At 70.7% G+C, this 23,662-nt stretch carries 21 protein-coding genes; 10 read left to right on the plus strand and 11 right to left on the minus strand.

Annotation, left to right across the window (positions count from 1 at the left end; all coding sequences use genetic code 11):
* The first annotated feature begins 4 nt into the window (after nucleotides 1-4).
* Nucleotides 5-874, plus strand: a complete 870-nt coding sequence (locus EIY87_RS38000; protein WP_125314772.1) for an SGNH/GDSL hydrolase family protein — start codon at nucleotides 5-7, stop codon at nucleotides 872-874.
* Here the strand turns inward: EIY87_RS38000 and EIY87_RS38005 are convergent.
* Nucleotides 858-1,634: an alpha/beta fold hydrolase gene (locus tag EIY87_RS38005; RefSeq protein WP_125314773.1), complete on the minus strand. Its 777-nt coding sequence runs from the start codon at nucleotides 1,632-1,634 to the stop codon at nucleotides 858-860. The two genes, EIY87_RS38000 and EIY87_RS38005, sit on opposite strands and share 17 nt — an antisense overlap.
* A gap of 13 nt (nucleotides 1,635-1,647) precedes the next feature.
* Nucleotides 1,648-2,406, minus strand: a complete 759-nt coding sequence (locus tag EIY87_RS38010; protein ID WP_125314774.1) for an alpha/beta fold hydrolase — start codon at nucleotides 2,404-2,406, stop codon at nucleotides 1,648-1,650.
* 85 nt (nucleotides 2,407-2,491) lie between these two features.
* Here EIY87_RS38010 and EIY87_RS38015 point away from each other — a divergent pair, with 85 nt between their 5' ends.
* A complete protein-coding gene (locus tag EIY87_RS38015; RefSeq protein WP_125314775.1) occupies nucleotides 2,492-3,379 on the plus strand; it encodes a LysR family transcriptional regulator in 888 nt (295 codons plus the stop codon).
* Between the two features lie 8 nt (nucleotides 3,380-3,387).
* Here the strand turns inward: EIY87_RS38015 and EIY87_RS38020 are convergent, their stop codons facing one another.
* Nucleotides 3,388-4,974, minus strand: coding sequence for a DUF6119 family protein (locus EIY87_RS38020; RefSeq protein ID WP_158641438.1), 1,587 nt, complete (start codon nucleotides 4,972-4,974; stop codon nucleotides 3,388-3,390).
* A 267-nt stretch (nucleotides 4,975-5,241) separates the two neighbouring features.
* Nucleotides 5,242-7,863 carry a valine--tRNA ligase gene (locus EIY87_RS38025; protein ID WP_125314777.1) on the minus strand — a complete coding sequence of 874 codons (2,622 nt, stop codon included), beginning with the start codon at nucleotides 7,861-7,863 and terminating at the stop codon, nucleotides 5,242-5,244.
* 56 nt (nucleotides 7,864-7,919) lie between these two features.
* Between EIY87_RS38025 and EIY87_RS38030 the strand changes: the two genes are divergently transcribed.
* From EIY87_RS38030 to EIY87_RS38050, 5 genes are all read left to right on the plus strand, one after another.
* The gene (locus EIY87_RS38030; protein WP_125314778.1) at nucleotides 7,920-8,222 is read left to right on the plus strand and encodes a hypothetical protein; all 303 of its coding nucleotides are present in this window, start codon (nucleotides 7,920-7,922) and stop codon (nucleotides 8,220-8,222) included.
* 49 nt (nucleotides 8,223-8,271) lie between these two features.
* A complete protein-coding gene (locus EIY87_RS38035; protein ID WP_191984414.1) occupies nucleotides 8,272-9,264 on the plus strand; it encodes a hypothetical protein in 993 nt (330 codons plus the stop codon).
* A gap of 72 nt (nucleotides 9,265-9,336) precedes the next feature.
* A complete protein-coding gene (locus EIY87_RS38040) occupies nucleotides 9,337-9,774 on the plus strand; it encodes a MarR family winged helix-turn-helix transcriptional regulator (RefSeq protein WP_125314780.1) in 438 nt (145 codons plus the stop codon).
* A gap of 65 nt (nucleotides 9,775-9,839) precedes the next feature.
* The gene (locus tag EIY87_RS38045) at nucleotides 9,840-11,150 is read left to right on the plus strand and encodes an MFS transporter (RefSeq protein WP_125314781.1); all 1,311 of its coding nucleotides are present in this window, start codon (nucleotides 9,840-9,842) and stop codon (nucleotides 11,148-11,150) included.
* A gap of 133 nt (nucleotides 11,151-11,283) precedes the next feature.
* Nucleotides 11,284-13,590, plus strand: coding sequence for an FdhF/YdeP family oxidoreductase (locus EIY87_RS38050; RefSeq protein WP_125314782.1), 2,307 nt, complete (start codon nucleotides 11,284-11,286; stop codon nucleotides 13,588-13,590).
* Between the two features lie 215 nt (nucleotides 13,591-13,805).
* Here the strand turns inward: EIY87_RS38050 and EIY87_RS38055 are convergent, their stop codons facing one another.
* From EIY87_RS38055 to EIY87_RS38070, 5 genes are all read right to left on the minus strand, one after another.
* The gene (locus EIY87_RS38055; RefSeq protein WP_225440300.1) at nucleotides 13,806-14,381 is read right to left on the minus strand and encodes a hypothetical protein; all 576 of its coding nucleotides are present in this window, start codon (nucleotides 14,379-14,381) and stop codon (nucleotides 13,806-13,808) included.
* Nucleotides 14,382-14,660: 279 nt separating this feature from the next.
* Nucleotides 14,661-16,070, minus strand: a complete 1,410-nt coding sequence (locus tag EIY87_RS38060; protein ID WP_125314783.1) for an LCP family protein — start codon at nucleotides 16,068-16,070, stop codon at nucleotides 14,661-14,663.
* Nucleotides 16,071-16,118: 48 nt separating this feature from the next.
* The gene (locus EIY87_RS38065) at nucleotides 16,119-16,871 is read right to left on the minus strand and encodes an SDR family NAD(P)-dependent oxidoreductase (protein WP_125314784.1); all 753 of its coding nucleotides are present in this window, start codon (nucleotides 16,869-16,871) and stop codon (nucleotides 16,119-16,121) included.
* The gene (locus tag EIY87_RS49060; protein ID WP_255481977.1) at nucleotides 16,868-16,990 is read right to left on the minus strand and encodes an MFS transporter small subunit; all 123 of its coding nucleotides are present in this window, start codon (nucleotides 16,988-16,990) and stop codon (nucleotides 16,868-16,870) included. The genes EIY87_RS38065 and EIY87_RS49060 overlap by 4 nt, the downstream gene beginning before the upstream one ends.
* Nucleotides 16,990-18,339 (minus strand): L-lactate MFS transporter, encoded by a 1,350-nt coding sequence (locus tag EIY87_RS38070; RefSeq protein ID WP_125314785.1) that lies wholly within the window; start codon nucleotides 18,337-18,339, stop codon nucleotides 16,990-16,992. Before EIY87_RS38070 ends, EIY87_RS49060 begins: the two co-directional genes overlap by 1 nt.
* A gap of 103 nt (nucleotides 18,340-18,442) precedes the next feature.
* Here EIY87_RS38070 and fdhD point away from each other — a divergent pair, with 103 nt between their 5' ends.
* Complete coding sequence (gene fdhD / locus EIY87_RS38075) at nucleotides 18,443-19,267, plus strand: formate dehydrogenase accessory sulfurtransferase FdhD (protein WP_125314786.1); 825 nt, start codon at nucleotides 18,443-18,445, stop codon at nucleotides 19,265-19,267.
* On the opposite strand, the gene EIY87_RS38080 is transcribed toward fdhD, so the two are convergent.
* A complete protein-coding gene (locus tag EIY87_RS38080; RefSeq protein WP_125314787.1) occupies nucleotides 19,264-20,256 on the minus strand; it encodes an IS481 family transposase in 993 nt (330 codons plus the stop codon). The genes fdhD and EIY87_RS38080 overlap by 4 nt on opposite strands.
* Before the next feature lie 125 nt (nucleotides 20,257-20,381).
* Nucleotides 20,382-21,818, minus strand: a complete 1,437-nt coding sequence (locus tag EIY87_RS38085; protein WP_125314788.1) for a carotenoid oxygenase family protein — start codon at nucleotides 21,816-21,818, stop codon at nucleotides 20,382-20,384.
* Nucleotides 21,819-21,892: 74 nt separating this feature from the next.
* Here EIY87_RS38085 and EIY87_RS38090 point away from each other — a divergent pair, with 74 nt between their 5' ends.
* Nucleotides 21,893-22,600 (plus strand): TetR/AcrR family transcriptional regulator, encoded by a 708-nt coding sequence (locus EIY87_RS38090; RefSeq protein WP_125314789.1) that lies wholly within the window; start codon nucleotides 21,893-21,895, stop codon nucleotides 22,598-22,600.
* Nucleotides 22,601-22,778: 178 nt separating this feature from the next.
* The gene (locus EIY87_RS38095) at nucleotides 22,779-23,660 is read left to right on the plus strand and encodes an alpha/beta hydrolase (protein WP_225440329.1); all 882 of its coding nucleotides are present in this window, start codon (nucleotides 22,779-22,781) and stop codon (nucleotides 23,658-23,660) included.
* Nucleotides 23,661-23,662 lie beyond the last annotated feature (2 nt).

Here is a 23,662-nt window from a genome sequence, read left to right on the forward strand (position 1 = left end):
CTTCATGCGCATCACCCGGCTGCTCACCGCCGTCGTCTCGGCAGCGATCCTGCTGCCGGCGTCGGCCGCTGTGGCGTCTCCGGCGTCCGCGGCGACCGTCGGCAGCTACGTCGCCCTCGGCGACTCCTACACCTCCGGGCCGTTCATCCCCACCCAGCGGCTCGACCCGCTCGGCTGCGGGCGGTCCACCGCGAACTACCCGTCGGTGCTGGCCGCCGCGCTGCACGCCGGCCGGTTCACCGACGTCAGCTGCGCCGGGGCGGACACCACGAACCTGACGCGGCCGCAGGGCGTGCCGTTCAACGGCACCAACCCGCCGCAGCTGGGCGCGCTGCGGATCGACACCGACCTGGTCACCCTCGGCATCGGCGGCAACGACTACGGCATCTTCGGCAGCCTGACCTCGACGTGCCCGGGCCTGCGGGCGAGCGACCCGACGGGCAACCCCTGCGAAGAGCACTTCAAGGGCGCGATCGGCTCGGCGATCGACAACATCGGGCCGCGGGTGGAGGCGGTGCTCGCCGCGATCCACGAGCGCTCGCCGAAGGCGCGGGTCGTGCTGGTCGGCTACCCGCGGATCGCGCCGGACAGGGGCTACTGCCCGGACGTGCTGCCGTTCGCCGACGGCGACTACGCGTGGCTGAACGGCGTCGAGGAGAAGCTGAACGCCACGCTGTCCGACGCCGCGGACGCGGACGGCGCGACGGAGTTCGTCGACACGTTCGGCCCGTCCCGCGGCCACGACGCGTGCGCGCGCGGCGGCGCGGCGTGGATCAACGGGAAGGACCAGAACGTCTTCGAGGCGGCCGCCTACCACCCCTTCAAGGCGGGCATGGCCGGCGTGGCGGGGGTGGTGCTCAGGGCGTTGCGCTGACGAACTCCAGCACGATCCGGGCGAACTCGTCCGGCAGCTCGACCGGGGCCCCGTGCCCCGCGTCGATCTCGGCGGCGCGTGCGTCCGGGATCGCGGCGACCAGCTCCCGCTGCTGCTCCGCCGTGACCAGCCGGTCGTGCGCGCTGCCGAGCACCAGCACCGGCGCCGTGATCGCGCCGAGCACCGGGCGCAGGTCCACGGTGCGGTCGGTCTCGACCTGGCGGTCCGCGCCGGGCTGGATCACCGTGTCGAGCGTCTTGACGAGCTGTTCGTTGCTCTCGGCGGTCGCCTGCTCCCAGTAGCGCGGGCCGAAGGCCATCAGCGGGAGCAGCCGCGCGAAGGACCCGGTTTCGAGCAGGTCCAGCCAGAAGCGGAATTCGGCGTCCTGCCGGGTGTCCGTGACGGGCCAGGCGGCGTGCAGCACCGCTGTCCGGACGCGGTCGGGGCGGGTACCGGCCAGGTGCGCCGCCACGACGGCGCCGAGGGAATGGCCGACGACGTGGGCGCGCTCGACACCCGCGTGGTCCAGGACGGCTTCGGCTTGGGCGGCGAGGTCTTCGACGCTGATCGGGCCGCCGTCGTCGGTGGTCAGGCCGGAGCCGGGGAAGTCGGGGGCGAGGACGGTGAAGTTCCGCGCTTGCGCCGTGAGGGGTCCCCACTGTTCGCGGGAGGCGGCGGTGCCGTGCAGCAGGAGCAGCGCGGGGCCGTCGCCGGTCCGGTCGTAGTGGACGGTGGTGGTGCCGAGCGTCACTTCGGGCATGGGTCGGGCTCCTTCAGATGATCGAGCGGAGGGCGGCGGTGAACGCGCGGGGGTCCTCCTGGTGCGGGAGGTGCCCGCAGCCGGCGAGGACGTGCACGCGCGCGCCGGGCGTCAGGGCGGCGCAGGTGCGCGGGACTTCGAGGGGGATCTCGGCGTCCAGCTCGCCGTGCAGGTAGGTGATCGGGACCTTCAGGTCGCCGAGGCGCGGGCGCGGGTCGTAGGTGGTGCACTCGGTGAAGAGCTCGTCGATGTAGACGCCGGAGTCGAGCAGCTGGCGGATCGTCCACGCGACGAGCCCGGGCGCGGCGCCCGCGACCCAGTGGGGCACCCAGTCCTCGAACGTGCCGAAACGGTCGTCGACGAGGCGTTCGCGCAGGTCACGCACCTTGTCGAGCATGCCGGTGCTCGGCCAGTAGCCCGGGCTGTCCACGGCGACGACGCGCTCGACCAGCTCGGGCCGGGCGAGCGCGAGTTCGGTGGCGAAGACGCCGCCGATGCTGGACCCGACGACGGTGGGGTGGATCCCGAGCGCCTCGATCACGCCGGCGAGGTCGTCGGCGACGCCGGCGATGGTGTTGCCCTCGGCCGGGTGGTCCGAGCGGCCGCACCCGCGCCAGTCGAGCGTGACGACGCGGTGGTCGCGCACGAGGTCGGGCAGGCACGACTGCCAGACGCGGCCGCTGGTCCCCCAGCCGTGCAGGAGCAGCAGGGCCGGCCCGGCGCCGGCGTCTTCGTAGTGCAGCCGGATGTGGTTCACGGTGGTGAAAGGCATGGCTCGAGCATCGTTTTTCCGGGCGCGCGCTTCGAGGGGCAGTCCGCTCCTACACTCATCACGAACGGTGATGAATGGGGGTCTCGTGGAGCTTCGCCAGCTCAGGTACTTCGTGACGGTGGCCGAGGAGCTGCACTTCGGCCGCGCGGCGGAGCGGCTGCACATCGTCCAGCCGGCCGTGAGCCAGCAGGTGCGGCGGCTGGAGCGGGAGCTGGCGGTCGAGCTGCTCCTGCGCACGACGCGATCGGTGGTCTTGTCGGAGGCCGGGCAGCGGTTCCTGCCGCACGCGCGAGCGGTTCTGGCGGCGGCCGACCGGGCGGCGGATTCGGTGGCGGAGTTCCGCGCCGCCGGGCCGGTGGTCCGGCTGGGGACGAGCGAGGGTCTGGGCGACCGGCTGGACGCGTTGCTGAGCGCCTTCGCCCGGCTGGCGCCTTCGGCGGCCTTGGAGCTGGTCCACGCGCCGACTTCGCAGCGGCTTCAGCGCGTCCGGGACGGCTCGTTGTCCGCGACCATCGTGCGGGGCTCGTGGCCGTTTTCCGGGCTCGACTTCACTCCCTTGTGGACGGACGAGGTCCTGGCAGCCCTGCCTGCCGCACACCCGCTGGCGGCTTCGGACGAGGTCGCGTTCGCCGAGCTGGCTTCGTTGCCGGTGCGGCTCCCGGCCCGGTCGCGGAACCCGCCGTTGCACGATCTGGTCGTCGAGTGCTGCCGCGAAGCCGGGTTCGCACCGCTGCTGGGCAAGGATTTCACGACGGCGCAGGACACGTTGGGCACACTGGGCTTCGGGCGGCCCCACTGGACGGTGTTCTACCGGGCGCACGCGAACCTGCTGCCGGTACCGGGCGTGGTGTTCCGGCCGTTGCGCGATCCTTCGCCGCGGATGCCGGCGTACCTGGCGACCCCGGCGGACCGCCGCGTGACCCCGGAGGTGGTGGCCTTGATCGAAGCGGCCCGCGAAACCGAGGCCGGCTGACCTGTCGATCAAACCATCTGTATTTTGGCGAGAGCGACTCGGTAGCCCAACGCTTCGATCTGACGGGCGTGGATCACGAGATTGAGCTTGCTGAAGAAGAACAGCGACTTTCCGACGGGGCCGAGCTTCGCGGTGGCGATCGCGTACACGAACGTCCAGTCCTCTCGGCGCCCGTACTGCGCTGAGCGGTCCAGTCGACGCATGAATCCCATCAGGTGGTTTTGGTACTTGGCTTCGTGCATCGAGGACGCCGACACACTGCCCTGCGCGAACAGGTGGGACAGCGTGCTCGACTTTGTCGCGTTCTTGACGCAAAGCAACTGACGATCCGGCGTGAGAACATCGCAAACCTCGATCCGCTGGTAACGGCTGTACACAAGATTCTCCTTGTCGAGCAACTGCCACTTGCGGTCACGCGCCAGTCGTTCGTTGTACAACCCCTCAGCGGTGTCGGACTTCTTCTTGGGTTTCAACGCCGCCGGATCCCAGTCCGCCAGGTCGAGGTCCGCGGTTAGGTCTGCCATGCCTTCGACGTACTCATCCACCTCGGCGAGGTAGTCACGATCGATCCGGAACCAGGAACCGGATGTCAAAGCGTAGCGGCCCCCATCAGCGTGATCCACCTCGACCTGGACGTAGTCGTAGAGGCTGTATCTCCGGTCGACATCCTCGCTGTCCTCGTTGAGTGCACGAACCTTGACCTTCTGCAGCACGTCGTCGTACTGCTCGAATTCCTCGAGCACCTCGTAGACCGAATCCGTGGTCAGTTCGTCCAGATCGACGTGCTGGTAGTAGCCGATGCGGTAGTGGTGGATGGCGAGCTGCTCAAAGGGGTCTGGTGCCGCGAACGCGACAGATGCGTCCCGACTCCGGACAAGTTCGGCAACTGCAGCGTCTAGACCTCCGACAACTGGATCATCCCTGCCTAGGCGGATGAAGTTGTCCAGGAACGGAAATGTCTCCCGGTACGCGTCGTTCTCGTAATGAGACATAATCTGGTGCAGTTTTACGGGAAGTCCGCGCAACGAGAACTCCTTGATGTTCAGCCTCAAGGAGTCGGAGCCCTCGACAGTCGAGGCAAACGCGTTGTCGGTGACCCTCCCGCTGAGTTGGCGGATCCACTCCTCTGCCGGCTCGACGCCGAGATCCGCGAACGCACTGGCGGCGGGTAGGATCGTTTTCTGGCTCCGCGCAGACCGGTTGAATCCCTTGGTGTTCGCGCTGGTCACCCTGTCATGGGCGACAACATTGGCGGTCACCCTAAGTCCGAAGCCCGGCTCGACCGTCACAGGCTCAAGCGCGTGGTGACCAGTGCCGAACGTGACGGCAAAGACCCGATCTTGCAGTCCGACGAGGAGCACCCCGGCGCTGCTCTGTGTTCTCAGCCGACTCAAGCCAGATGGGTCGACAACGATCGACGCCACGCTCTGGGTCCACGCGGCCGGCTTGGCTGGTTTCGACCGCACGAAAAGCCGCCAGTTCACTCCTTCGACATTCGGCGGGTGCACATCGATCTCTCGGAACCGAGTCGCCTCCCGCAGGAGCGCTCGGCTCAGTTCGATGCCCGACCGCAGCAGGTTCAGCGTGATCTGCACAGCTCTCTCCTCGAGCGTCCACGTCGGCGGATTCCGCGAGGTCGAAGGCCGAGAACCGCGCACGCCGGCGTCCAAGCCCTGACGTAGTGCCGCATGATTCGCTCGACCGGGTCGCTGTGTTGCGGGCTACAGCCCGCCTTCACTCTGACGGAGCACTAGTCGTAACAGGACAGTCGCCCAAAACGATTCCGACAGCTTGGGCCAGCCACGATCTGGGTACGGAGAAGCCCGGTACTCCCGAAGGAGCACCGGGCTTCGCCAACGACCTCAGGAAGCCGGCAGGGCCGCCAGGCGGGCGGTGATGCGGTCGATGTCCGCGACCGCCGTTTCCTTGCGGACCTTGATCTTGTCGATCACCGGGGCCGGGGCCTTCGCGATGAACGCCTCGTTGCCCAGCTTCGCTTCCGTCTGCGTCAGCTCCTTCTGGGCCGCCGCCAGGTCCTTCTGCAGACGCTTGCGCTCGGCCGCGACGTCGACCGTGCCCGAGAGGTCCAGCTCCACCGTCACCACGCCGTCCGCCAGGGCCACCTCGAGGGACGCGCTGGCCGCGAACTCGTCGGCCGGCGGGGTCAGGCGCACCAGGGACCGGACCGCCTCTTCGTGGCCGCCGGTGTAGCCCGCCAGGCGGGACGCCACCTTCTGGCCCGGCTTCAGGCCCTGGTCGGCGCGGAAGCGGCGGATCTCCGTCACCAGCTTCTGGACGTCCGCGATCCGCGCGTCGGCCACGGAATCGGCATAGCCCGCGGGAGCGGACGGCCACGAAGCGATCACCAGCGACTCGCCGCCGGTCAGCGCCGTCCAGAGCTTCTCCGTGATGAACGGGATGAACGGGTGCAGCAGCCGGAGCACCGTGTCCAGCACGTGGCCCAGGACGGACCGGGTCGCGGCGACTCGCGCGTCATCGCCTTGGTACAGCTGGACCTTCGCCAGCTCCAGGTACCAGTCGCACAGCTCGTTCCAGGTGAACTGGTAGAGCGCGCCCGCCACCTTCGCGAACTGGAAGTCCTCGAACAGGCCGTCCACTTCGGACACCAGCGCGCCCAGGCGGCCCAGGATCCAGCGGTCCGCTTCCGTCAGGTTGGCGGCAGGCGGAAGAGCGGAAGCGACCGAAGCCCCGTTCATCATCGCGAACTTCGTGGCGTTCCACAGCTTCGTGCAGAAGTTGCGGGAGCCCGCCGCCCACTCGTCGGCCAGTGCCATGTCCGCGCCCGGGTTCGCGCCGCGGGCCAGGGTGAAGCGGGTGGCGTCCGCGCCGTACGCGTCCATCCACTCCAGCGGGTCAATCACGTTGCCGCGCGACTTCGACATCTTCTTGCCGTTCGCGTCCCGGATCAGGCCGTGCAGGTACACGTGGTCGAACGGCTGCTTCCCCTGCATCTGGTGCACGCCGAACATCATCATCCGGACGACCCAGAAGAACAGGATGTCGTAGCCGGTCGAGAGCACGCTCGTCGGGTAGAACTTGGCCAGATCGTCCGAGGACGACGGCCAGCCCAGTGTCGACATCGGCCACAGGCCCGACGAGAACCACGTGTCCAGCACGTCCGGGTCCTGCGTCCAGCCCTCGCCCGACGGCGGCTGCTCGTCCGGGCCGACGCAGACGACTTCACCGTCCGGGCCGTAGTACACCGGGATGCGGTGGCCCCACCACAGCTGGCGCGAAATCGTCCAGTCGTGCATGTTGTCGACCCAGTCGAAGTACCGCTTGCCCAGCTCCGGCGGGTGGATCTTGGTGCGGCCGTCGCGGACCGCGTCACCGGCCAGCTTGGCCAGCTCCTCGACCTTGACCCACCACTGCAGCGACAGCCGCGGCTCGACAACAGTGTCACAGCGGGAGCAGTGCCCGACCGCGTGGACGTACGGGCGCTTCTCGGCGACGATCCGGCCCTGCGCGCGCAGCGCCGCGACCACCGCCGGCCGCGCCTCGAACCGGTCGAGGCCCTCGAACGGGCCGGGGACCGTGATCTCGGCCTTCTCGTTCATCACCGTGAGCATCGGCAGGTCGTGGCGGCGGCCGATCTCGAAGTCGTTCGGGTCGTGCGCCGGGGTGACCTTCACCGCACCGGTGCCGAACTCGGGGTCGACGTGCTTGTCGGCCACGATCGGGATGCGGCGGCCGGTCAGCGGCAGCTCGACCTCGGTGCCGACCAGGTGCGCGTACCGCTCGTCGTCCGGGTGGACGGCGACCGCGGTGTCGCCCAGCATCGTCTCCGCGCGCGTCGTGGCCACGACGATGGCGTCGTCGCCGTCGCCGTAGCGGATCGACACGAGTTCGCCGTCGTCGTCGTTGTGGTCGACCTCGATGTCCGACAGCGCGGTCTGGCAGCGCGGGCACCAGTTGATGATCCGCTCGGCGCGGTAGATCAAGCCCTCGTCGAAGAAGTTCTTGAACACCGTCTGGACGGCCTTCGACAGGTTCTCGTCCATGGTGAAGCGCTCACGCGACCAGTCGACGCCGTCGCCGAGGCGCTTCATCTGGCCCAGGATCTTGCCGCCGTACTCGGCCTTCCACTCCCAGACGCGCTCGACGAACTTCTCGCGGCCCAGGTCGTGGCGGGAAAGGCCCTCGCCGGCCAGCTGGCGCTCGACGACGTTCTGCGTCGCGATGCCCGCGTGGTCCATGCCCGGCAGCCACAGCACCTCGTAGCCCTGCATCCGGCGGCGGCGGCTCATCGCGTCCATCAGGGTGTGGTTGAGCGCGTGCCCCATGTGCAGCGAACCGGTCACGTTCGGCGGCGGCAGTACGATCGAGAACGGCGGCTTCCCCGACGAGGCGTCGGCCGTGAAGTACCCGGCCGCTACCCAGCGGTCGTACATCGGTGCTTCCTCGGCGGCCGGGTCCCAGGCACCCGGAAGGTCGGTGGTCTGCTGCGGAGCGTTCTCGGTCACAATGGACAAGTCTACGAACCCGTCACGGCGGGTCACCCAGGGGGAAGGCACTCGGGATGGCACAGCCTCAGCAGCCGCATGATCCGGACGACCGGCGCCTCGAGACGCACCCGGACCTGATGAACCCGGATTGGCAGAAGTACGCCGAGCGGGACGCCTGGCTGGGCGCCAAGAAGGACCTCAAGAAGCGCCGCAAGCGAGAGCAGCGCGCGGGCGGTTTCCAGCGTCCCGGGCAGAGCCGCTGGCCGGGCGTGCTGGCCCTGCTCGTCGTGGCCGGCCTGGTCGCCGCGGCGCTCATCGTGCACCAGATCCAGGGTGTCGGCGTCAACGAAGACCCGTTCGTCTTCTTCGGGTCGTAACGCCCGGTCCCCGCCGTCGATGATCAGGCATCGACCTTGGGGGAAGCACGTGGACGACGACAACCTGCTCGACTCGCACCCGGACCTGATGGACCCGGAGTGGCGCAAGCACGCGCAGACGGACGCCTGGCTGGGCGCCAAGAAGGACCGCAAGCAGTTCCGGAAGCAGCAGAGGCGCAGCGCGCGGAAGCCCCGGCGCCGCTGGTGGATCTTCGCCGTGTTCGTGCTGATCCTCGCGGTGACCACCGCGGCGATCGTGTACGTCGGGCGCCGGCCGGCCCCGGTGGCCGCACCGCCGAACCCGACGCAGGTGGCGCAGTTCGCCCACGTCGACCTGGCCCGGCCGTACGACGGCACTCCGGCCCAGAACTGGCCGAAGGGCCTCGACGGCATCACCTCGCCCGCCGCCGCGCCGGTCGGCGCCTTCAAGGCCGAAGCGGTCGCGGATGCCTACGCGAAGACCCGGCAGGCGATCACCGCCGCCCGCCTCGACCCCGCGGTGCTGTTCTCGCACGATCCGAAGGCCTTTCTCGCGCTCTTCGCCCCGGACCAGCGCGAGCAGCTGGCGCCGCGGCTGGCCGGGAAGGCGGCGAAGGACCAGGCCGGCTTCGACTCCTACCTGACCGAGATCGCCGACGGCTACCACCTGCTCGACGCCGGCCCCCGCACGTTCGGCACGCTCACCGCGCGGGCCGGCGGGAAGCCCGGTGAGCTGACCGTCGACGCCAAGTACGTCGTCGCCTACGCCTTCGACAACGTCCACCCGGAGACGCTGACCAGCCCGAACCAGATCGTCAGCTTCCTGCGCGTCGACGAGGCCTACGTCGTCGCCACCGGCTCGCGCGTCGCGAAGAGCAGCCAGGGCCTGTGGCTCGACGGCGGCCAGAGCGCGACCTCGTCGGTCGGCTGCGCCGCGGCGCGGGAAGGCTTCCTGGCGCCCGGCTACGCGAACCCGCCGGCCGGCCCGTCGGCCGGTGACCAGGACGCGCCCGGCTACTACGACCCGAAGTACCCGGTGCCGACCCTCGACGGCTGCCACTGACGACCCGCGTCCCGGGAGCGGGATGCGTCACAACCGAATACACAGCCTGGACTGCACAGTTAAACTGTGTGCATGGGCGAAGTACCTCCGCACGTGGCCGAGAGCGCCGGCTGGCTCCGCGGCGTCGTCGGGCAGCTGCACCGGCGGCTGCGCCAGGTCGACAACGCCGGGATCCTCACGCCGTCGCAGTCCGCCGTGCTCAACCGGCTGCACCGGGCGGGCCCGGCCACCCAGGGTGAGCTGGCCGCCGCCGAGCACGTGCGGCAGCAGTCGATGGCCGCCACCCTCGGCGTGCTCGACGAGCTCGGCTACCTCGCCCGCACACCCGATCCCGCCGACCGGCGGCGCGTGGTGATCAGCCTGTCCCCCGCCGGCCGCGACACCGTGCGCGGCATCCTCCAGCACCGCGAAGAGTGGCTGGCCCAGGCGCTGCTGGACGAGCTGTCCCCCGCCGAGCTCGACACCGTCACGCGCGCGCTGCCGCTGCTGCAGCGCGTGGCCCAGCACTGAAGGGAAGCCCCACGACCACCGTCACCGCCCCCGCCAAGTTCGGCGCCCGCCTGGTCACCCCGCTGGTGGCAGGCGCGGTGCTCAACCCGATCAACTCCACCCTCATCGCCGTCGCGCTCGTGCCGATCGGGCAGAGCTTCGGCGCCGGGCCCGGCCAGACCGCCTGGCTGATCTCGGCCCTGTACCTCGCCACCGCGGTCGGGCAGCCGGTGGTCGGGCTGCTCGTCGACCGCTACGGCGCCCGCCGCGTGCTGCTGGCCGGCGCGACGCTGGTGATCGTCGCCGGGATCGCGGGGATGATCCCGCTCTCGGTCGGCTGGCTGACGGGCGTGCGGGTGGTGCTCGGCCTCGGCACGTGCGCCGGGTTCCCGGCCGCGATGGCCGTGCTCCGCCACCACGCCGAGGCGAACGGCCAGGGCGTGCCCGCCCGCGTGCTTTCGGTGCTGTCGATGTCCGCGCAGACGGTGATGGTGATCGGCCCGACGCTGGGCGGCGTGCTGATCGGGCTCTTCGGCTGGCCGGCGATCTTCGCCGTCAACATCCCGCTCGCCGGGCTTTCGCTGGTGCTGACGCTGCTGTGGGTGCCGGCGAACGACGGCGGCGCGCGCACCGCGACCCGGATCGACGTGCTCGGCATCGCGCTGTTCTCCGCGACGCTGCTGGCGCTGCTGTTCTTCCTGATGGACCCGGGTGCCGAGGCGTGGCTGCTCGCCGTCGTCGCCGCCTTCGGCACCGCGTTCGCCCTCGTCGAGCTGCGGCGCGACCACCCCTTCCTCGACCTGCGGATGCTCGCGGCCAACGGGGCGATCCTGCGCACCTACCTGCGGCAGGCGCTGAGCTTCATGGCCATCTACGCGATCATGTTCGGTTACGTCCAATGGCTCGAAACCACGCGCCGGCTGTCCGAGGAGGCCGCCGGGCTGATGCTGCTGCCGATGTCGGGCACGGCGGTCTGCGCCGCGGCGTTTTCCGGGCGCGCGTCGGGGATCAAGGCACGGCTGGTCACGGTGGCGGTCGCGCTGGCCGGCGGCTCGGCGCTGCTGCTGTTCGTCCACGACGGCACGGGGTCCGGCGCGCTGCTCGCGCTGGCCGCGTTGTTCGGCCTGGCGCAGGGCCTGACCAGCGTCGCGAACCAGACGACGCTCTACGGTGAGGCGCCCGCCGAGCAGATGGGCACCGCGAGCGGTCTCTTCCGCACGGCCCAGTACCTCGGCGCGATCGTGGCCTCGACGCTCATCGCCCTCTGCTACGGCCCGCACGCGGATTCCGCCGGGCTGCACCGGCTGGCCGTCGCGCTGGTCGTCATCAGCGCCCTGTTGCTCGTCGTCACCGTCGCCGACCGCGGCCTGCGCGCCGCCAAGGTGAAATCGGCGTGAGGCGACGCATCTTTCCTAGGGAAAGTGCGCACCGCAGCGTGAGGCGACGCATCTTTCCTGGAGAAAGTGGCGCGCCGGGCGGGTGGGCCACCCCCTGTTAGCGGTCGCGATCATCGAGGCGGACGATGGGCGCATGACCCGTGAAGCGCCGGCGCAGGACGTGGACGAGACCCGCCTCGAGGTGGGCAAGCCGAAGGGCTGGGCGGCCGGGATACCCGGGGTCGCCGTGTCGCTCGCGCGCAGCGTCGAGCAGCTGGGCACCGGCCGGACGATCAAGGCGCTGCGGCTGCTGAACCAGCGCGAGGGTTTCGACTGCCCGGGCTGCGCGTGGCCGGAACCGCGCGAGGTCGACGGCGAGAAGCGCAAGCTGGCCGAGTTCTGCGAAAACGGCGCCAAGGCCGTCGCCGAGGAGGCCACGAAACGGCGGGTGGACCGCGGCTTCTTCGCGAAGCACCCCGTCCGCGAGCTGAGGACCAAGACCGATTACTGGCTCGGCCAGCAGGGCCGGATCACCGAGCCGTTCGTGCTGCGCGAAGGCGCGACGCACTACGAGCCGATCTCCTGGGACGACGCGTTCGAGCTCGTCGCCGGCGAGCTGAAGGCGCTGACCGACCCGAACGAGGCGTTCTTCTACACCTCCGGCCGCACCAGCAACGAGGCCGCGTTCCTCTACCAGCTGATGGTGCGTTCCTTCGGCACCAACAACCTGCCGGACTGCTCCAACATGTGCCACGAGTCCTCGGGCGCGGCGCTGTCGGCCACCACCGGCGTCGGCAAGGGCTCGGTGAGCCTGGCCGACATCCACCAGGCCGACCTGATCGTCGTCGTCGGGCAGAACCCGGGCACCAACCACCCGCGGATGCTCTCGGCGCTCGAAGTCGCCAAGGGCCGCGGCGCCAAGGTCATCGCCGTGAACCCGCTGCCCGAAGCCGGGTTGATGCGGTTCAAGAACCCGCAGAACGTCCGCGGCGTCGTCGGCAAGGGCACGCCCCTGGCCGACGAGTTCGCCCAGATCCGCCTGGGCGGCGACCTGGCGCTGTTCCAGGCCGTCGGGCACCTGCTGCTCGCCTGGGACGAGGAGGCGCCGGGCGCGATCGTCGACCGCGAGTTCGTCGCGCGGGCCACGGAAGGCTTCGACGACTACGCGAAGCACCTGCGGGAGATCGACTGGCCCGAGGTCGAGCGCGCCACCGGGCTGCCGCGCGAGCAGATCGAGCGCGTCGCGCGGATGATCGCGTCGTCCGAGCGGACGATCTACTGCTGGGCGATGGGCCTGACGCAGCACAAGCACGCCGTGCCGACGATCTCCGAGATCGCGAACCTGGCGCTGATGCGCGGGATGATCGGCAAGCCGGGCGCGGGCCTGTGCCCGGTGCGCGGGCACTCGAACGTCCAGGGCGACCGGACGATGGGCATCTGGGAGAAGATGCCGCAGTCCTTCCTGGACGCCCTCGCCACCGAGTTCGGCATCGACGTCCCGCGCGAGCACGGCCTCGACACCGTCGACGCGATCCGCGCGATGCGCGACGGCCGGGGCAAGGTCTTCTTCGCCGTCGGCGGCAACTTCGCCGCCGCGACACCGGACACGGACGCCACCGAGAAGGCGCTCGAGTCGTGCTCGCTGACCGTCCACGTCTCGACGAAGCTGAACCGGTCGCACGTCGTCCACGGCCGCACCGCGCTGATCCTGCCGACGCTCGGGCGCACCGAGCGGGACGTCCAGGCGAGCGGCGAGCAGTTCGTCACGGTCGAGGACTCGATGTCGCAGGTGCACGCCTCCCGCGGCCGGCTCGCGCCGGCGAGCGAGCACCTGCTCTCCGAGGTCGCCATCGTCGCCCGGCTCGCGGAAAAGCTGTTCGGCGCGGGCCACGCGGTGCCGTGGCGGACGTTCGAGACCGACTACGACCTGATCCGCGACCGGATCTCGCGGGTCGTGCCGGGCTGCCACGACTACAACCGCCGCGTCCGCGAGCCCGACGGGTTCGTGCTGCCGCACGCGCCGCGCGACTCCCGCGAGTTCACCGGCACCGCGAACGGCAAGGGCAACTTCACGGTCTCGGAGCTGCAGTACCCGCAGGCTCCCGAGGGCAGGCTGCTGCTGCAGACGATGCGCAGCCACGACCAGTACAACACCACGATCTACGGCCTTTCCGACCGCTACCGCGGCATCGAGAACGCCCGCCGGGTCGTGCTCGTCAACCCCGCCGACATCGCGGCGCTCGGCCTGACCGACGGCGCGCTGGTCGACCTGGTCTCCGAGTGGCGCGACGGCGACCGCCGGGCCCCGGCGTTCCGCGTCGTGGCCTACCCGACGGCCCGCGGCTGCGCGGCGGCGTACTTCCCCGAGGCGAACGCGCTGGTCCCGCTGGACTCGGTGGCGGACAAGTCGAACACGCCGGTGTCGAAGGCGATCGTGGTACGGCTCGAGCCTCAGCCCTGACGCGCCGCTGCGGCCGGTCCGGCGATCCGCGATGTCATGAAAGGATCGTTCACCTCACCAGACGCCATGAACGACCCTTTCATGACATCCCCGCGGCGCCGGGACCACACGACCAGGCGGCTCTGCCACCGATCGCCCCACGCGCAGGCCGAGCACCAGCCACGGCACTCAGCCCGCGGCCGCCACAGTCGGTTTCGCGGTCGGCGCACCAGGCCTCAGCCCCGGTAGTCGCGCTGCAGGGTGTCGGTCATGGCGGTGACCACGGCCTGGACGTTGTCGAGCGTCGCCGGCGGGATCAGCGCGGCCTCCGTGCCGCCGTCGGCGATGGCCAGGCCCAGGACGACGTTGCCGGAGCGGACGGCGGCCCACTGCTCGGAGAAGCCGGCCTCGTCGCCGACGCCGGTGGCGAGGCGGACGCCCGAGTGGTCGCCGAGCGCGTCGGTCATCAGCTGGGTGGCCTGGGACGCCGCGTTCTCGGTGTCGGAGTCGGTGAACCGCACGACGGCGATCGTGACGACCCGGTAGTCCTGCGGGTTCGGCTTGCCGCCGCCGAGGTCGCGGGCGAACAGGCGCTTGCAGCCGGTGAGCTCGTTGCCCTCGGTCGAGCGGTCCTGCGGCACCACCTTCGCCTCGGCCGTCTTGATCGAGTCCGGCGGGACTTCGACGGTCCCCGGGGCCAGCCGGTCGCGGATGTCCGCGCCGGGCAGCTTGCACGCGTCGATCGACTCGGGGTAGTGCGCCGTGCCGGACGCCGACTGGCACCCCGCGCACAGAACTGCGGAAACGAGCACCGGGAGGAGCCACCGTCCGCGGGCGGCGCTGATGCGCATAGGTTTCGGACTTTCCCTATTTCGTGAAATCGACTTTCCGGTTCGCCACCGATCCGGTGATCTTTTCCGGTCCGTCCCGCGGTGCTGCCGCCGACGGTCACCGCACCCTGCCTCACCAGGCAGGCAACGTCAAGACCAGTCACCCGCGTGGTCCGCCGTGGTCCGGTCGGCGGAAAACAACATTGCGGTGCTTTGCGGAAAAACTTCGCGCGATTTCACGAAATCCTGCGCCGGGCGCGGTCAATTCACGCAGACGACTCCGCTCGACGTGATCGGGTCGTCGCCGGCGGCCGGGGCGCCCCCGCCGTCCGCCGCGCCGGGACCCGCGTACACCGAGCCGAGCACGACCTCGATGTGCCCGGCGGGCACCGACGCGGACTGCTGCGTCGTGAGCCCGCCCAGCAGCTTGGCCACCTCAGCGCCGCGGTCGGCGAGGTCGGGGCCGAACCGGACCAGCGACGTCCGCCGCGTCGCCGTGTTGCCGGTCGCGCCGGGGGTGAACCCCTTGTCGCGCAGCAGACCGGACACGCGCGCCGCGAGCCCCTCCCGCGGCCCCGCGTTGGAGACGTCGACGGTGGGCCCCGGCGCCGCCGGCGACGACGGCGGGGCGGCCGGCCCGATCAAGCCCGCCGCGAACGCCTTGACCGCGGCCGGGTCGACCTGCACCGCGGTCGCGCGGCGGTCGGCCGGGTCGTACCGGTAGTCGGGGTTGACGATCGGGATCGTCTCGAACTGGATGCCGCCGCCGCTGACCCCGCGCATCTGCCCGACGAAGTCGAGCAGGTTCCACGAGGAGTCGAGCACCACCGAGCGCTTCACCGCGTCGATGAGGTCCGAGAGCTTCCCGGGGTCGCCCAGCGTGCCCGCCGACAGCACCTGCCGCGCCAGCCCGGCGAGGAAGACCTGCTGCCGCCGGACGCGGTCGAAGTCGCCGCCCCGGAGGTTGTCGCGCTGCCGCACGAAGGCGAGCGCGTCCGCGCCCGAGATCCGCTGCGGCCCGGCTTGGAAGTTCGCGCCCGAGTTCCGGTCCTGGGTGGGCGCCTTCAGGCAGACGTCGACGCCGCCGACCGCCTTGCTGATCTCGGAGAAGCTGAGCAGGTTGACTTCGGCGAAGTGGTCGATCTTGACGCCGGTGAGGTCCTCGACCGCCTGCCGGGTCGCGCGCCGCGCGGCCGTGAGCGCGCTCTGGTCGATCTTCGCCTTGTCGGTCTCCCCCGCATTGCGCAGCCGCCGCGCCTCGGTGGCCTTCGCGCGCCCGAACGCCGCGTTGATCTTGCCCTTGCCGCCGGGCATCGACACGTAGCTGTCGCGCGGGATGGAAAACGCTTTCACCGCTTTGGTCCCGTTCGGGATCCGCAGCACGATCAGGGTGTCGGTGAGGTCGTCACCGTTGGCACCGACGCGCAGTTCCCGGAGCACGTCCGGCGACAGCGGGTTGCCCTGGGGGTCGGTGCGGGCGTCCCGGCCGACGAGCAGGACGTCCAGCGAACCGTCGGCGGGCTGCTCCCCCGGGCTCGTCCCGCCGTCGGCGTCGATCACGCTGTCGCGCGTGACCTCGTCGAGCGCCTGGAAGTTCACGTAGCCGTACGCCGTGCCGCAGAAGACGACCAGCGCCAGCCCGGAGACGACGATCTTGCCCAGAGGATGCACGCCCTATCGACGCCCGCGGCGCCCGTCGTGCTGCACCGGTGAGGCAGGTCACATCCGCAGGTGCGAGGCGCCGTTGAGGTCGAGGATCGTGCCGGACGCCCAGGTCGCCTCCGCGGACGCCAGGTAGACGACGGCCGCGGCGACCTCTTCGGGGGTGCCGACCCGCCCGAACGGGCTCTGCGCGCGCAGGGCGTCGTCGATCCGGTCCGCCACGCGCTCGGTGGCGGTGAAGCCGGGCGCGACCGCCGTCACGGAGATGCCGTGCGGCGCCAGCGAAACGGCGAGCGACTGGCCGAGCGCGTGCAGCGCCGCCTTGCTCGCGCCGTACGCCGGGTGGTCCGGCTCGCCCTTGAACGCCCCGCGCGACCCGATGTTGACGATCCGGCCGGGCACGCCGCGCCCGATGAGGTGCCGGGCGACGCAGTAGCTCAGGTTCGCGGCGCCCACGAGGTTGACGTCGAGGGTGCGCCGCCAGATCCGCTGCCAGTCCGCGTAGGACACGCCGTCGACCGGGTGCGCGGTCTCCGCCGACGTGGCGACGGCGGCGTTGTTGACCAGCACGTCGACCCCGCCGAGCCCGGCTTCGGCGGCGTCGGCGAGCTTCCGCGCCGCCTCCGGGTCGGCGAGGTCGCCGCCGATCAGCAGGTGTCCTTCGCCGGACAGCTGGGAAAGCGTTTCTTCGGCGTCCGCGGCGCGGTGTCCGTAGTGGACGGCCACCCGATCTCCCCGCGCCGCGAACGCCGTGGCCACCGCGCGCCCGATGCCGCGGGACGCGCCGGTGACGAGAATTCCTTTGCTCATCCGAAAAGCTGTACCAGCTTCAGGAACAGCTGGTACACGCCGTACCCGAACGGGAGCACGACCCACGCCCAGGTCAGCACGATCAACGGGGTCCGGTTGGGCTTCGACGGCTCGCTCATCAGGCTTCACTCCTCGCGGCCGCGGCGACCGGCTCGTGGTACTTCTCCTTGACCGGGCGCACCAGCTCGTTGGCCACGAAGCCGACCACCAGCAGGCCGATCATGATGTAGAACGACAGCTCGTACAGCGCCGGCCCGGACTTGCCCGCCGCCTTCTGGCTGTCGGCGATCCGGTTGACGATCAGCGGGCCGAGCACGCCGGCCACCGACCACGCGGTGAGCAGCCTGCCGTGGATCGCGCCGACCTGGTAGGTGCCGAAGAGGTCCTTCAGGTAGGCCGGGACCGTCGCGAACCCGCCGCCGTAGAACGACAGGATCACCATCGCGCACAGGATGAACACGAGCTTCGACGAGTTCTCCGTCAACGCGATCACCAGGTACAGCACCGCGCCGACGCCGAGGTAGGTGCGGTAGATGTTCTTGCGCCCGACCAGGTCCGAAGTGGACGACCAGACGAACCGGCCGAGCATGTTGCACAGCGACAGCAGCGCGACGAACCCGGCCGCCGCGGCCGTGCCGACCGGCGTCGGCGTGCTCTTGAAGAAGTCGACGATCATCGGGGACGCCTTCTCCAGGATCCCGATGCCCGCGGTGACGTTGAAGCACAGCACGACCCACAGGCACCAGAACTGCGGCGTCTTGATCGCGTTGGCGGCCGAGACGTTCGCGGTGCTGATCATCGCCCGGCCGTGGTCGGTCTTCGGCTCCCAGCCGGCCGGCTTCCAGCCCTCGGCGGGCACCCGCACGAGCAGCCAGCCCATCGACATGAACACCGCGTAGACGACGCCGTGCACGACGAACGCCGTCGCGATGGTGCCGGCGGTCGGCGCGCTGCCGAGCATCGACGACGACCACGGCGACGCGATCAGCGCGCCGCCGCCGAAGCCCATGATCGCGATGCCGGTGGCCATGCCCGGCCGGTCGGGGAACCACTTGATCAGCGTGGACACCGGCGAGATGTAGCCGATGCCGAGCCCGATGCCGCCGATCCCGCCGTAGCCGACGACGACCAGCCAGAACTGCCCGGTCGCCACGCCCAGCGCGGAAACGAGGAACCCGGTGGCGAAGCAGCACATCGAGACGAACATCGCCCAGCGCGGGCCGTTCTTCTCCACGAGCGTGCCGCCGAACGCCGCGGACAGGCCGAGCATGACGATGCCGAGCTGGAACGGCAGCGAGCTCTGCGTACCGTTGAGGTGCATCGTCTTCTCGAGCGGGGTCTTGAACACGCTCCACGCGTAGGCCTGGCCGATCGACAGGTGCACCGAGAGGGCCGCCGGCGGCACCAGCCACCGCGTCCACGTCGGGGGCGCCACGATCCGGGACCGGTCCAGGAAGCCGAGAGCCATCGGTTCCCTCCGTACTCTGGGGATGATGGAGGGAATGTATTACTAAATACCCGGCGTTGCACCATACGGGTGTCGAACTTCCGGGCGGCGAAAGGTGTCAGAGATGGGCAGGGTGACCGTGCGCAGGCCGGTCCGGCGGATTTCCGCGACCGGGGACCGGCGCCGTCCCGACGCGCTCGCCGCCGAAGAGCCCCTGGAGCTGCGGGTCGGCGGCAAGGCGCTCGCCGTCACCATGCGCACGCCCGGCCACGACGTCGAGCTGGCCCACGGCTTCCTGCTGTCCGAAGGCGTGATCGGCGGCCGTGCGGACATCGCCGTCGCCCGCTACTGCGACGGCGTCGACGACCAGGGCCGCAACACCTACAACGTCCTCGACATCGCGCTGGCCGACGGCGTGGCCCCGCCGGACACCGGCGTCGAGCGGAACTTCTACACCACCTCTTCGTGTGGTGTCTGCGGCAAGGCCGCGCTCGACGCGGTCAAGCTCAAGACCCGCTTCTCCCCCGCCGGCGCGGCCTTCGCCGTGAAGAGCGAGACGCTGGCCGGCCTGCCGGACGCGCTGCGTGCCCGGCAGAAGGTCTTCGCCAGCACCGGCGGCCTGCACGCGGCGGCGCTGTTCGCCCCGGACGGCGAACTCGCGGTCGTCCGCGAAGACGTCGGACGGCACAACGCGGTCGACAAGGTGCTCGGCTGGGCGGTGCTGGAGGGCCGGGTGCCCGCGCCCGGCTACGGCCTCCTGGTGTCCGGGCGCGCGTCGTTCGAACTGGTGCAGAAGGCCGCGATGGCGGGCATCGGCCTGCTGGCCGCGGTGTCCGCGCCGTCATCGCTGGCGGTGGAACTGGCCGAGGAGAACGGCATGACCCTCATCGGCTTCCTGCGCGGCGACTCGATGAACCTCTACACCGGCGACCACCGCGTCTTGACCTAGGTGTGATGTCCGGGGAGGTTGGTCAGCCGGGTGACCGGCGGCTTGCCGCCGGTTGCGCTGTGGGGTCGATGGTGATTGTAGAAGTGCAGCCAGCCCGGTAGCGCCGCCCGCCGCAGACTCTCGGACGGGTAGAAGCGGGCGTAGGCCCACCCGTCGGCCAGGGTCCGGTGGAAACGTTCGATCTTGCCGTTCGTTTGAGGCCGGTAAGGCCGGGTCCGTTTCGGGATAACGCCCAGCTCGGCGCACGTGTCGCGCCAAGCGTGGGACCGGTAGGCCGAGCCGTTGTCGGACAACACGCGTTCGACAGTCACGCCTAGATCGGCGAACCAGGCCACGGCCCGGCGCAGGACAGCGGTGGCAGTCACCGCGGTTTCGTCGGTGTGGATTTCGGCGTAGGCGACGCGGGAGTGGTCGTCGATGACGGTGTGCACGAACGCGGTGCCGGTGCGGGGCTTGTAGTCCGCACCGCGGGGCAAGCCTGGCGTGGCGCGTTTGTTGCGCTCGCCTTGCTGCCGGCCGAGGTAACGGTGCCCGCCGCCGTCGGGGATGTTGCCGAACTTGGTGACATCGACATGCAGCAGCGAGCCGGGATGGTCGTGTTCGTAGCGGCGCAGCGGTTCGCCGGTGACCCGGTCGATGCGGGACAGACGGTTGATCCGGCAGCGCACCAGCACCGCGTGCACGGTCGAAGCCGGGACGTTGAGCCGGCCGGCGATCTGGACCGGGCCGAGTCGGTTGCGCCATCGCAGCCGCACGATCGCCCGCATGAGGTGTTCGGGGGTGCGGGTCGGGCTGTGGTGGGGGCGGCTGCTGCGGTCAGCCATCCCTGCCGCGCCCTCGAGCCGGTAGCGCTGCGCCCATTTCGCGGCGGTTTTGGCGGCGACCATGAACATCTTGGCCGCTTCAGCGTGGGTCCAACCGTGTTCGACGACCAGGCGGGCGAGTCGCAGCCGGGTGCGCGGGGTCAGGGTGGCGTTAGGGTGGGACACGAAGGCCTCCGGCGGGTGAAGCGGTTCCTAGACAGCTCCACTTCACATCCGGAGGCCTTCACCTGTCAGCACGACAGGCCGCCAGTAATCACCTCAACTCGGGACAACGTCCCCGGACATCACACCTAGGAGGCGACCCAGTTGCCGTGGAAGCCGTTGGGCACGCGGTCGGGCAGGTGGATCGCCGCCACCGTCTCCAGGGTGCCCGCGTCGAGCACCGTGAGGTCGCTGCGCTGCGACGCCGGGTCGTAGACGAACCCCATCAGGACACCGTCGTCTTCGGCCGCGTCGTCGTGGGACGGGACGAACACGAACTCGCCGGGCTGCCGTCCGCCGCCGAACGCGCGCTCCTGGCGGGAGCCGGTGCGGAAGTCGTGCTTGAACAGGGAGCTGCCCGGGTTCGCCTCGCCGTCGGTCGAGACCGCGTAGCCGTAGCGGTGGGGCCGGCCGACGAGCCGCTCGTCGACGCGCGGGAACTCCTGGCCCCGGTCGTCGAGCCGCTCCTCGAGCACCTTGCCCGCGGTGAGGTCGACGGTCCAGCGGTCCAGCGTCGGGCCGCCTTCGGCCGGGCCGTGCAGCTCCCGGTCGAACATCTTCGGGTGGCGCACGACGTCGAGGACGACGCTGTCGCCGTCGTCGTAGGCGTTGAGCGGGTGGAAGACGTAGCACGGTTCGACGTCGAACCAGCGGACGTCGCGGCTCTGGCCGTCCCGCGGCATGACCCCGATCCGCGCCGGGTACTTCTCGTTCCAGCGGTAGGGCAGGCCGCCGTTCGCGCCGATCTTGCTCGCCATCATCGCCGACACCGGGTCCGGCACGCGGACCTTGCCGACCATCGCCGACACGACCAGCTTCGCGGGCGTCCGCAGCGCGCTCGGCACGGAGGTGGCGACCGCCATCCCGGCGTTGAACGTCACCGGCAGGTCGTAGAACACAACGTACTTCTCGGTCAGGGAGAAGTCGTGCATCATCGGTGACCCGGTGACCTCGACGTCGACGACGCGGCGCGCGCGGCCGGCCGCGTCGATCACCGAGTACTGGACCTTGTTGCCCATGCCGAAGAAGTACGAGACGGCGTGCAGCTCGCCGGTGCGCGGGTCGCGCTTGGGGTGGGCGGTGTAGCCGCCCGGCAGCGTGCCGTCGAAGTCGCAGCGGCCGACGGTGTCGAGCTCGTCGGTCAGCTCGTAGATCGGCGCGCCCGCCTCGACCAGCGCGAGGGTCTTGCCGGCGTGGCCGATCACGTTGGTGTTGGCGCCGAGCGCGTCCAGGCCGCAGAACCGGCTCGCGTCCTCGCCGTTGAGCGTCGCCTTGACCGACTCGTTGCGGACCCAGCGGTTGCGGTACCACTCGGCCTTGCCGTCGCGCAGGCGCACGCCGTGGACCATGCCGTCGCCCATGAACCAGTGGTAGGCCGCCGGGTCCACTTCGGACAGCGGGTTGGGGCCGTTGCGCAGGTAGCGGCCGTCGAGGAACTCGGGGATCCGCCCGGTGACGGCGAGCTCGGTGATCGTGTGCTCCCGGCTGACCGGGGCGAAGTTTCCTTCGAGGAACTTATTGCCCATGGCGTGACCCCTCCGCGCGTTCCATAACTGGGTTATGGATACAGGTATAACAGGGTTATGGGACACTGGCAAGCATGAGCCCCAAACCGCGCGCGACCGACGTCAAGGCCCGGCTCGTCGAGGCCGCCATCCGGCTGCTCGACGACGGCGGCCCGGAAACCCTGCAGGCCCGCAAGCTGGCGGCGGAGGTCGGCGTCTCCACGATGGCGGTGTACACGCACTTCGGCGGCATGGCCGCGCTGGTCGACGAGGTGGCGCGCGCCGGCTTCCTGCGGCTTTCGGAGTGGCTGGCCGAGGTCGGCGAGACCGACGACCCGGTCGCGGACATCTTCAGCCTCGCCCGCACCTACCGGCAGGCGGTCGCCGAGCAGCCCCAGCTGTTCGCGGTCACGTTCGGCCAGTCCGCGCCCGGCGGCAAGCGCGCGACGCTGTCCGACCTCACCACCGAGGAGGGCCGCGAAGCCGCCCCGGAGGGCCTGGAGGCGTTCGAGCACATCGTCCGGGCCACCGAGCGGGCCATCGAGGCGGGCCGCTTCCGGCCCGCGGACAAGTACCAGGCCGCCGCCCAGCTGTGGAGCGCCCTGCACGGCTTCGTCACCTTGGAGGCGTCCGGGCACTTCGGGCCCGGCGAACAGGGCATAGACCACATTTTGATACCCCTCGGCATCACGCTCGCCGTGGGTCTCGGGGACACTGTGGACCGGGCCGAACGCTCCACCGACGCCGCGAAGGCGGCTTGGCGCGCGAGGACCCGAAACGCCGGGCAGGGTGGGAACGACTAACCCGGCGAGCGGGACGGGAGGGGAACGCGGAGCGGGTGCGCGGCGTCCTATGGGAGCAGGCGGGGGACGGAGACAGGTGAACGAGGAAAACGGGGACGCGGAGCGCGCGGGCGGTGGGGACCAGCCGCAGCCCGCGAAGGCGGTCGCGGAGGCGGCGGTCCAGGGCGCGCGGCGCTGGCTGAGCCGCCGTTCGGTGCTGATCGCGGGCGCGTCCGGGCTGGCCGTGACCGGCCTGGCCGTCGGGACGGCGACCGGCAAGCTGCCCTTCAGCCAGGCCCTGCAGCGCGCGCTCGGCGTGGCGTCGTCGAACCCGACGACCCAGCTGGGCAGCACGCGCGTCGAACGCGTCTACTCCGCGGCCCGCGGCCGGATGGTCGACCTGGTGTTCATCCTGCCGTCGAAGACCCCGCCGAAGGGGCTGCCGATGTCGCTGGTGCTGCACGGCCTGCACGGCAACGCCCGCAGCGCGGCCCCGACCGGCACGCTCAAGCAGCTCGCCAGCGACGTCGCCCGCAAGGCGGTCCCGTCGTTCGGCTTCGTGGCCGTCGACGGCGGCGACAACTACTGGCACCAGGTCCACCCGGGCGACGACCCGATGGCGATGCTGCTGGAGGAGGTCCCGCAGTGGCTGCGGGCCCGCGGCTTCGCCGGCCCGACCGGCCTGCCCTTCGCGTGCACAGGCGTCTCGATGGGCGGCTTCGGCGCCCTGGTGTACACCCGCCGCCGCGTGGAACGCCGTCAGCCGCCGTCCGCGGTGGCGACGCTGGCCCCGGCGCTGATCACGTCGTGGCCGGAGATGGCCAAGCGCCACATCTTCCGCGACATCCAGGACTGGACGGCGCTCGACCCGCTGCGCCACATCGACGAGACCAAGAGCGTCCCCAACGGCATCTGGTGCGGCACGGAGGACCCGTTCATCACCGGCGTCCGCCGCTACATCGACGCCGCCCACCCGGCGGTCGCCCACACGGCGCACGGCAAGCACGGCGACCCGTTCAACCGGACGGTGGTGCCGAGCCTGATCAGCTTCCTCGGCAAGCACGTCCCCCGCACGGACTGACG

Origin of the sequence: Amycolatopsis eburnea, from assembly GCF_003937945.1 — a bacterium.
Taxonomy (GTDB): Bacteria; Actinomycetota; Actinomycetes; order Mycobacteriales; family Pseudonocardiaceae; genus Amycolatopsis; species Amycolatopsis eburnea.

What these genes read in the sequence shown, in the direction of transcription:
- EIY87_RS38000 (WP_125314772.1), top strand. Translation starts at nt 5, where the DNA reads ATGCGCATCACCCGGCTGCTCACCGCCGTCGTCTCGGCAGCGATCCTG.
- EIY87_RS38005 (WP_125314773.1), bottom strand. Translation starts at nt 1,634, where the DNA reads ATGCCCGAAGTGACGCTCGGCACCACCACCGTCCACTACGACCGGACC.
- EIY87_RS38010 (WP_125314774.1), bottom strand. Translation starts at nt 2,406, where the DNA reads ATGCCTTTCACCACCGTGAACCACATCCGGCTGCACTACGAAGACGCC.
- EIY87_RS38030 (WP_125314778.1), top strand. Translation starts at nt 7,920, where the DNA reads ATGGCACAGCCTCAGCAGCCGCATGATCCGGACGACCGGCGCCTCGAG.
- EIY87_RS38040 (WP_125314780.1), top strand. Translation starts at nt 9,337, where the DNA reads ATGGGCGAAGTACCTCCGCACGTGGCCGAGAGCGCCGGCTGGCTCCGC.
- EIY87_RS38050 (WP_125314782.1), top strand. Translation starts at nt 11,284, where the DNA reads ATGACCCGTGAAGCGCCGGCGCAGGACGTGGACGAGACCCGCCTCGAG.
- EIY87_RS38065 (WP_125314784.1), bottom strand. Translation starts at nt 16,871, where the DNA reads ATGAGCAAAGGAATTCTCGTCACCGGCGCGTCCCGCGGCATCGGGCGC.
- EIY87_RS49060 (WP_255481977.1), bottom strand. Translation starts at nt 16,990, where the DNA reads ATGAGCGAGCCGTCGAAGCCCAACCGGACCCCGTTGATCGTGCTGACC.
- EIY87_RS38070 (WP_125314785.1), bottom strand. Translation starts at nt 18,339, where the DNA reads ATGGCTCTCGGCTTCCTGGACCGGTCCCGGATCGTGGCGCCCCCGACG.
- fdhD (WP_125314786.1), top strand. Translation starts at nt 18,443, where the DNA reads ATGGGCAGGGTGACCGTGCGCAGGCCGGTCCGGCGGATTTCCGCGACC.
- EIY87_RS38085 (WP_125314788.1), bottom strand. Translation starts at nt 21,818, where the DNA reads ATGGGCAATAAGTTCCTCGAAGGAAACTTCGCCCCGGTCAGCCGGGAG.
- EIY87_RS38090 (WP_125314789.1), top strand. Translation starts at nt 21,893, where the DNA reads ATGAGCCCCAAACCGCGCGCGACCGACGTCAAGGCCCGGCTCGTCGAG.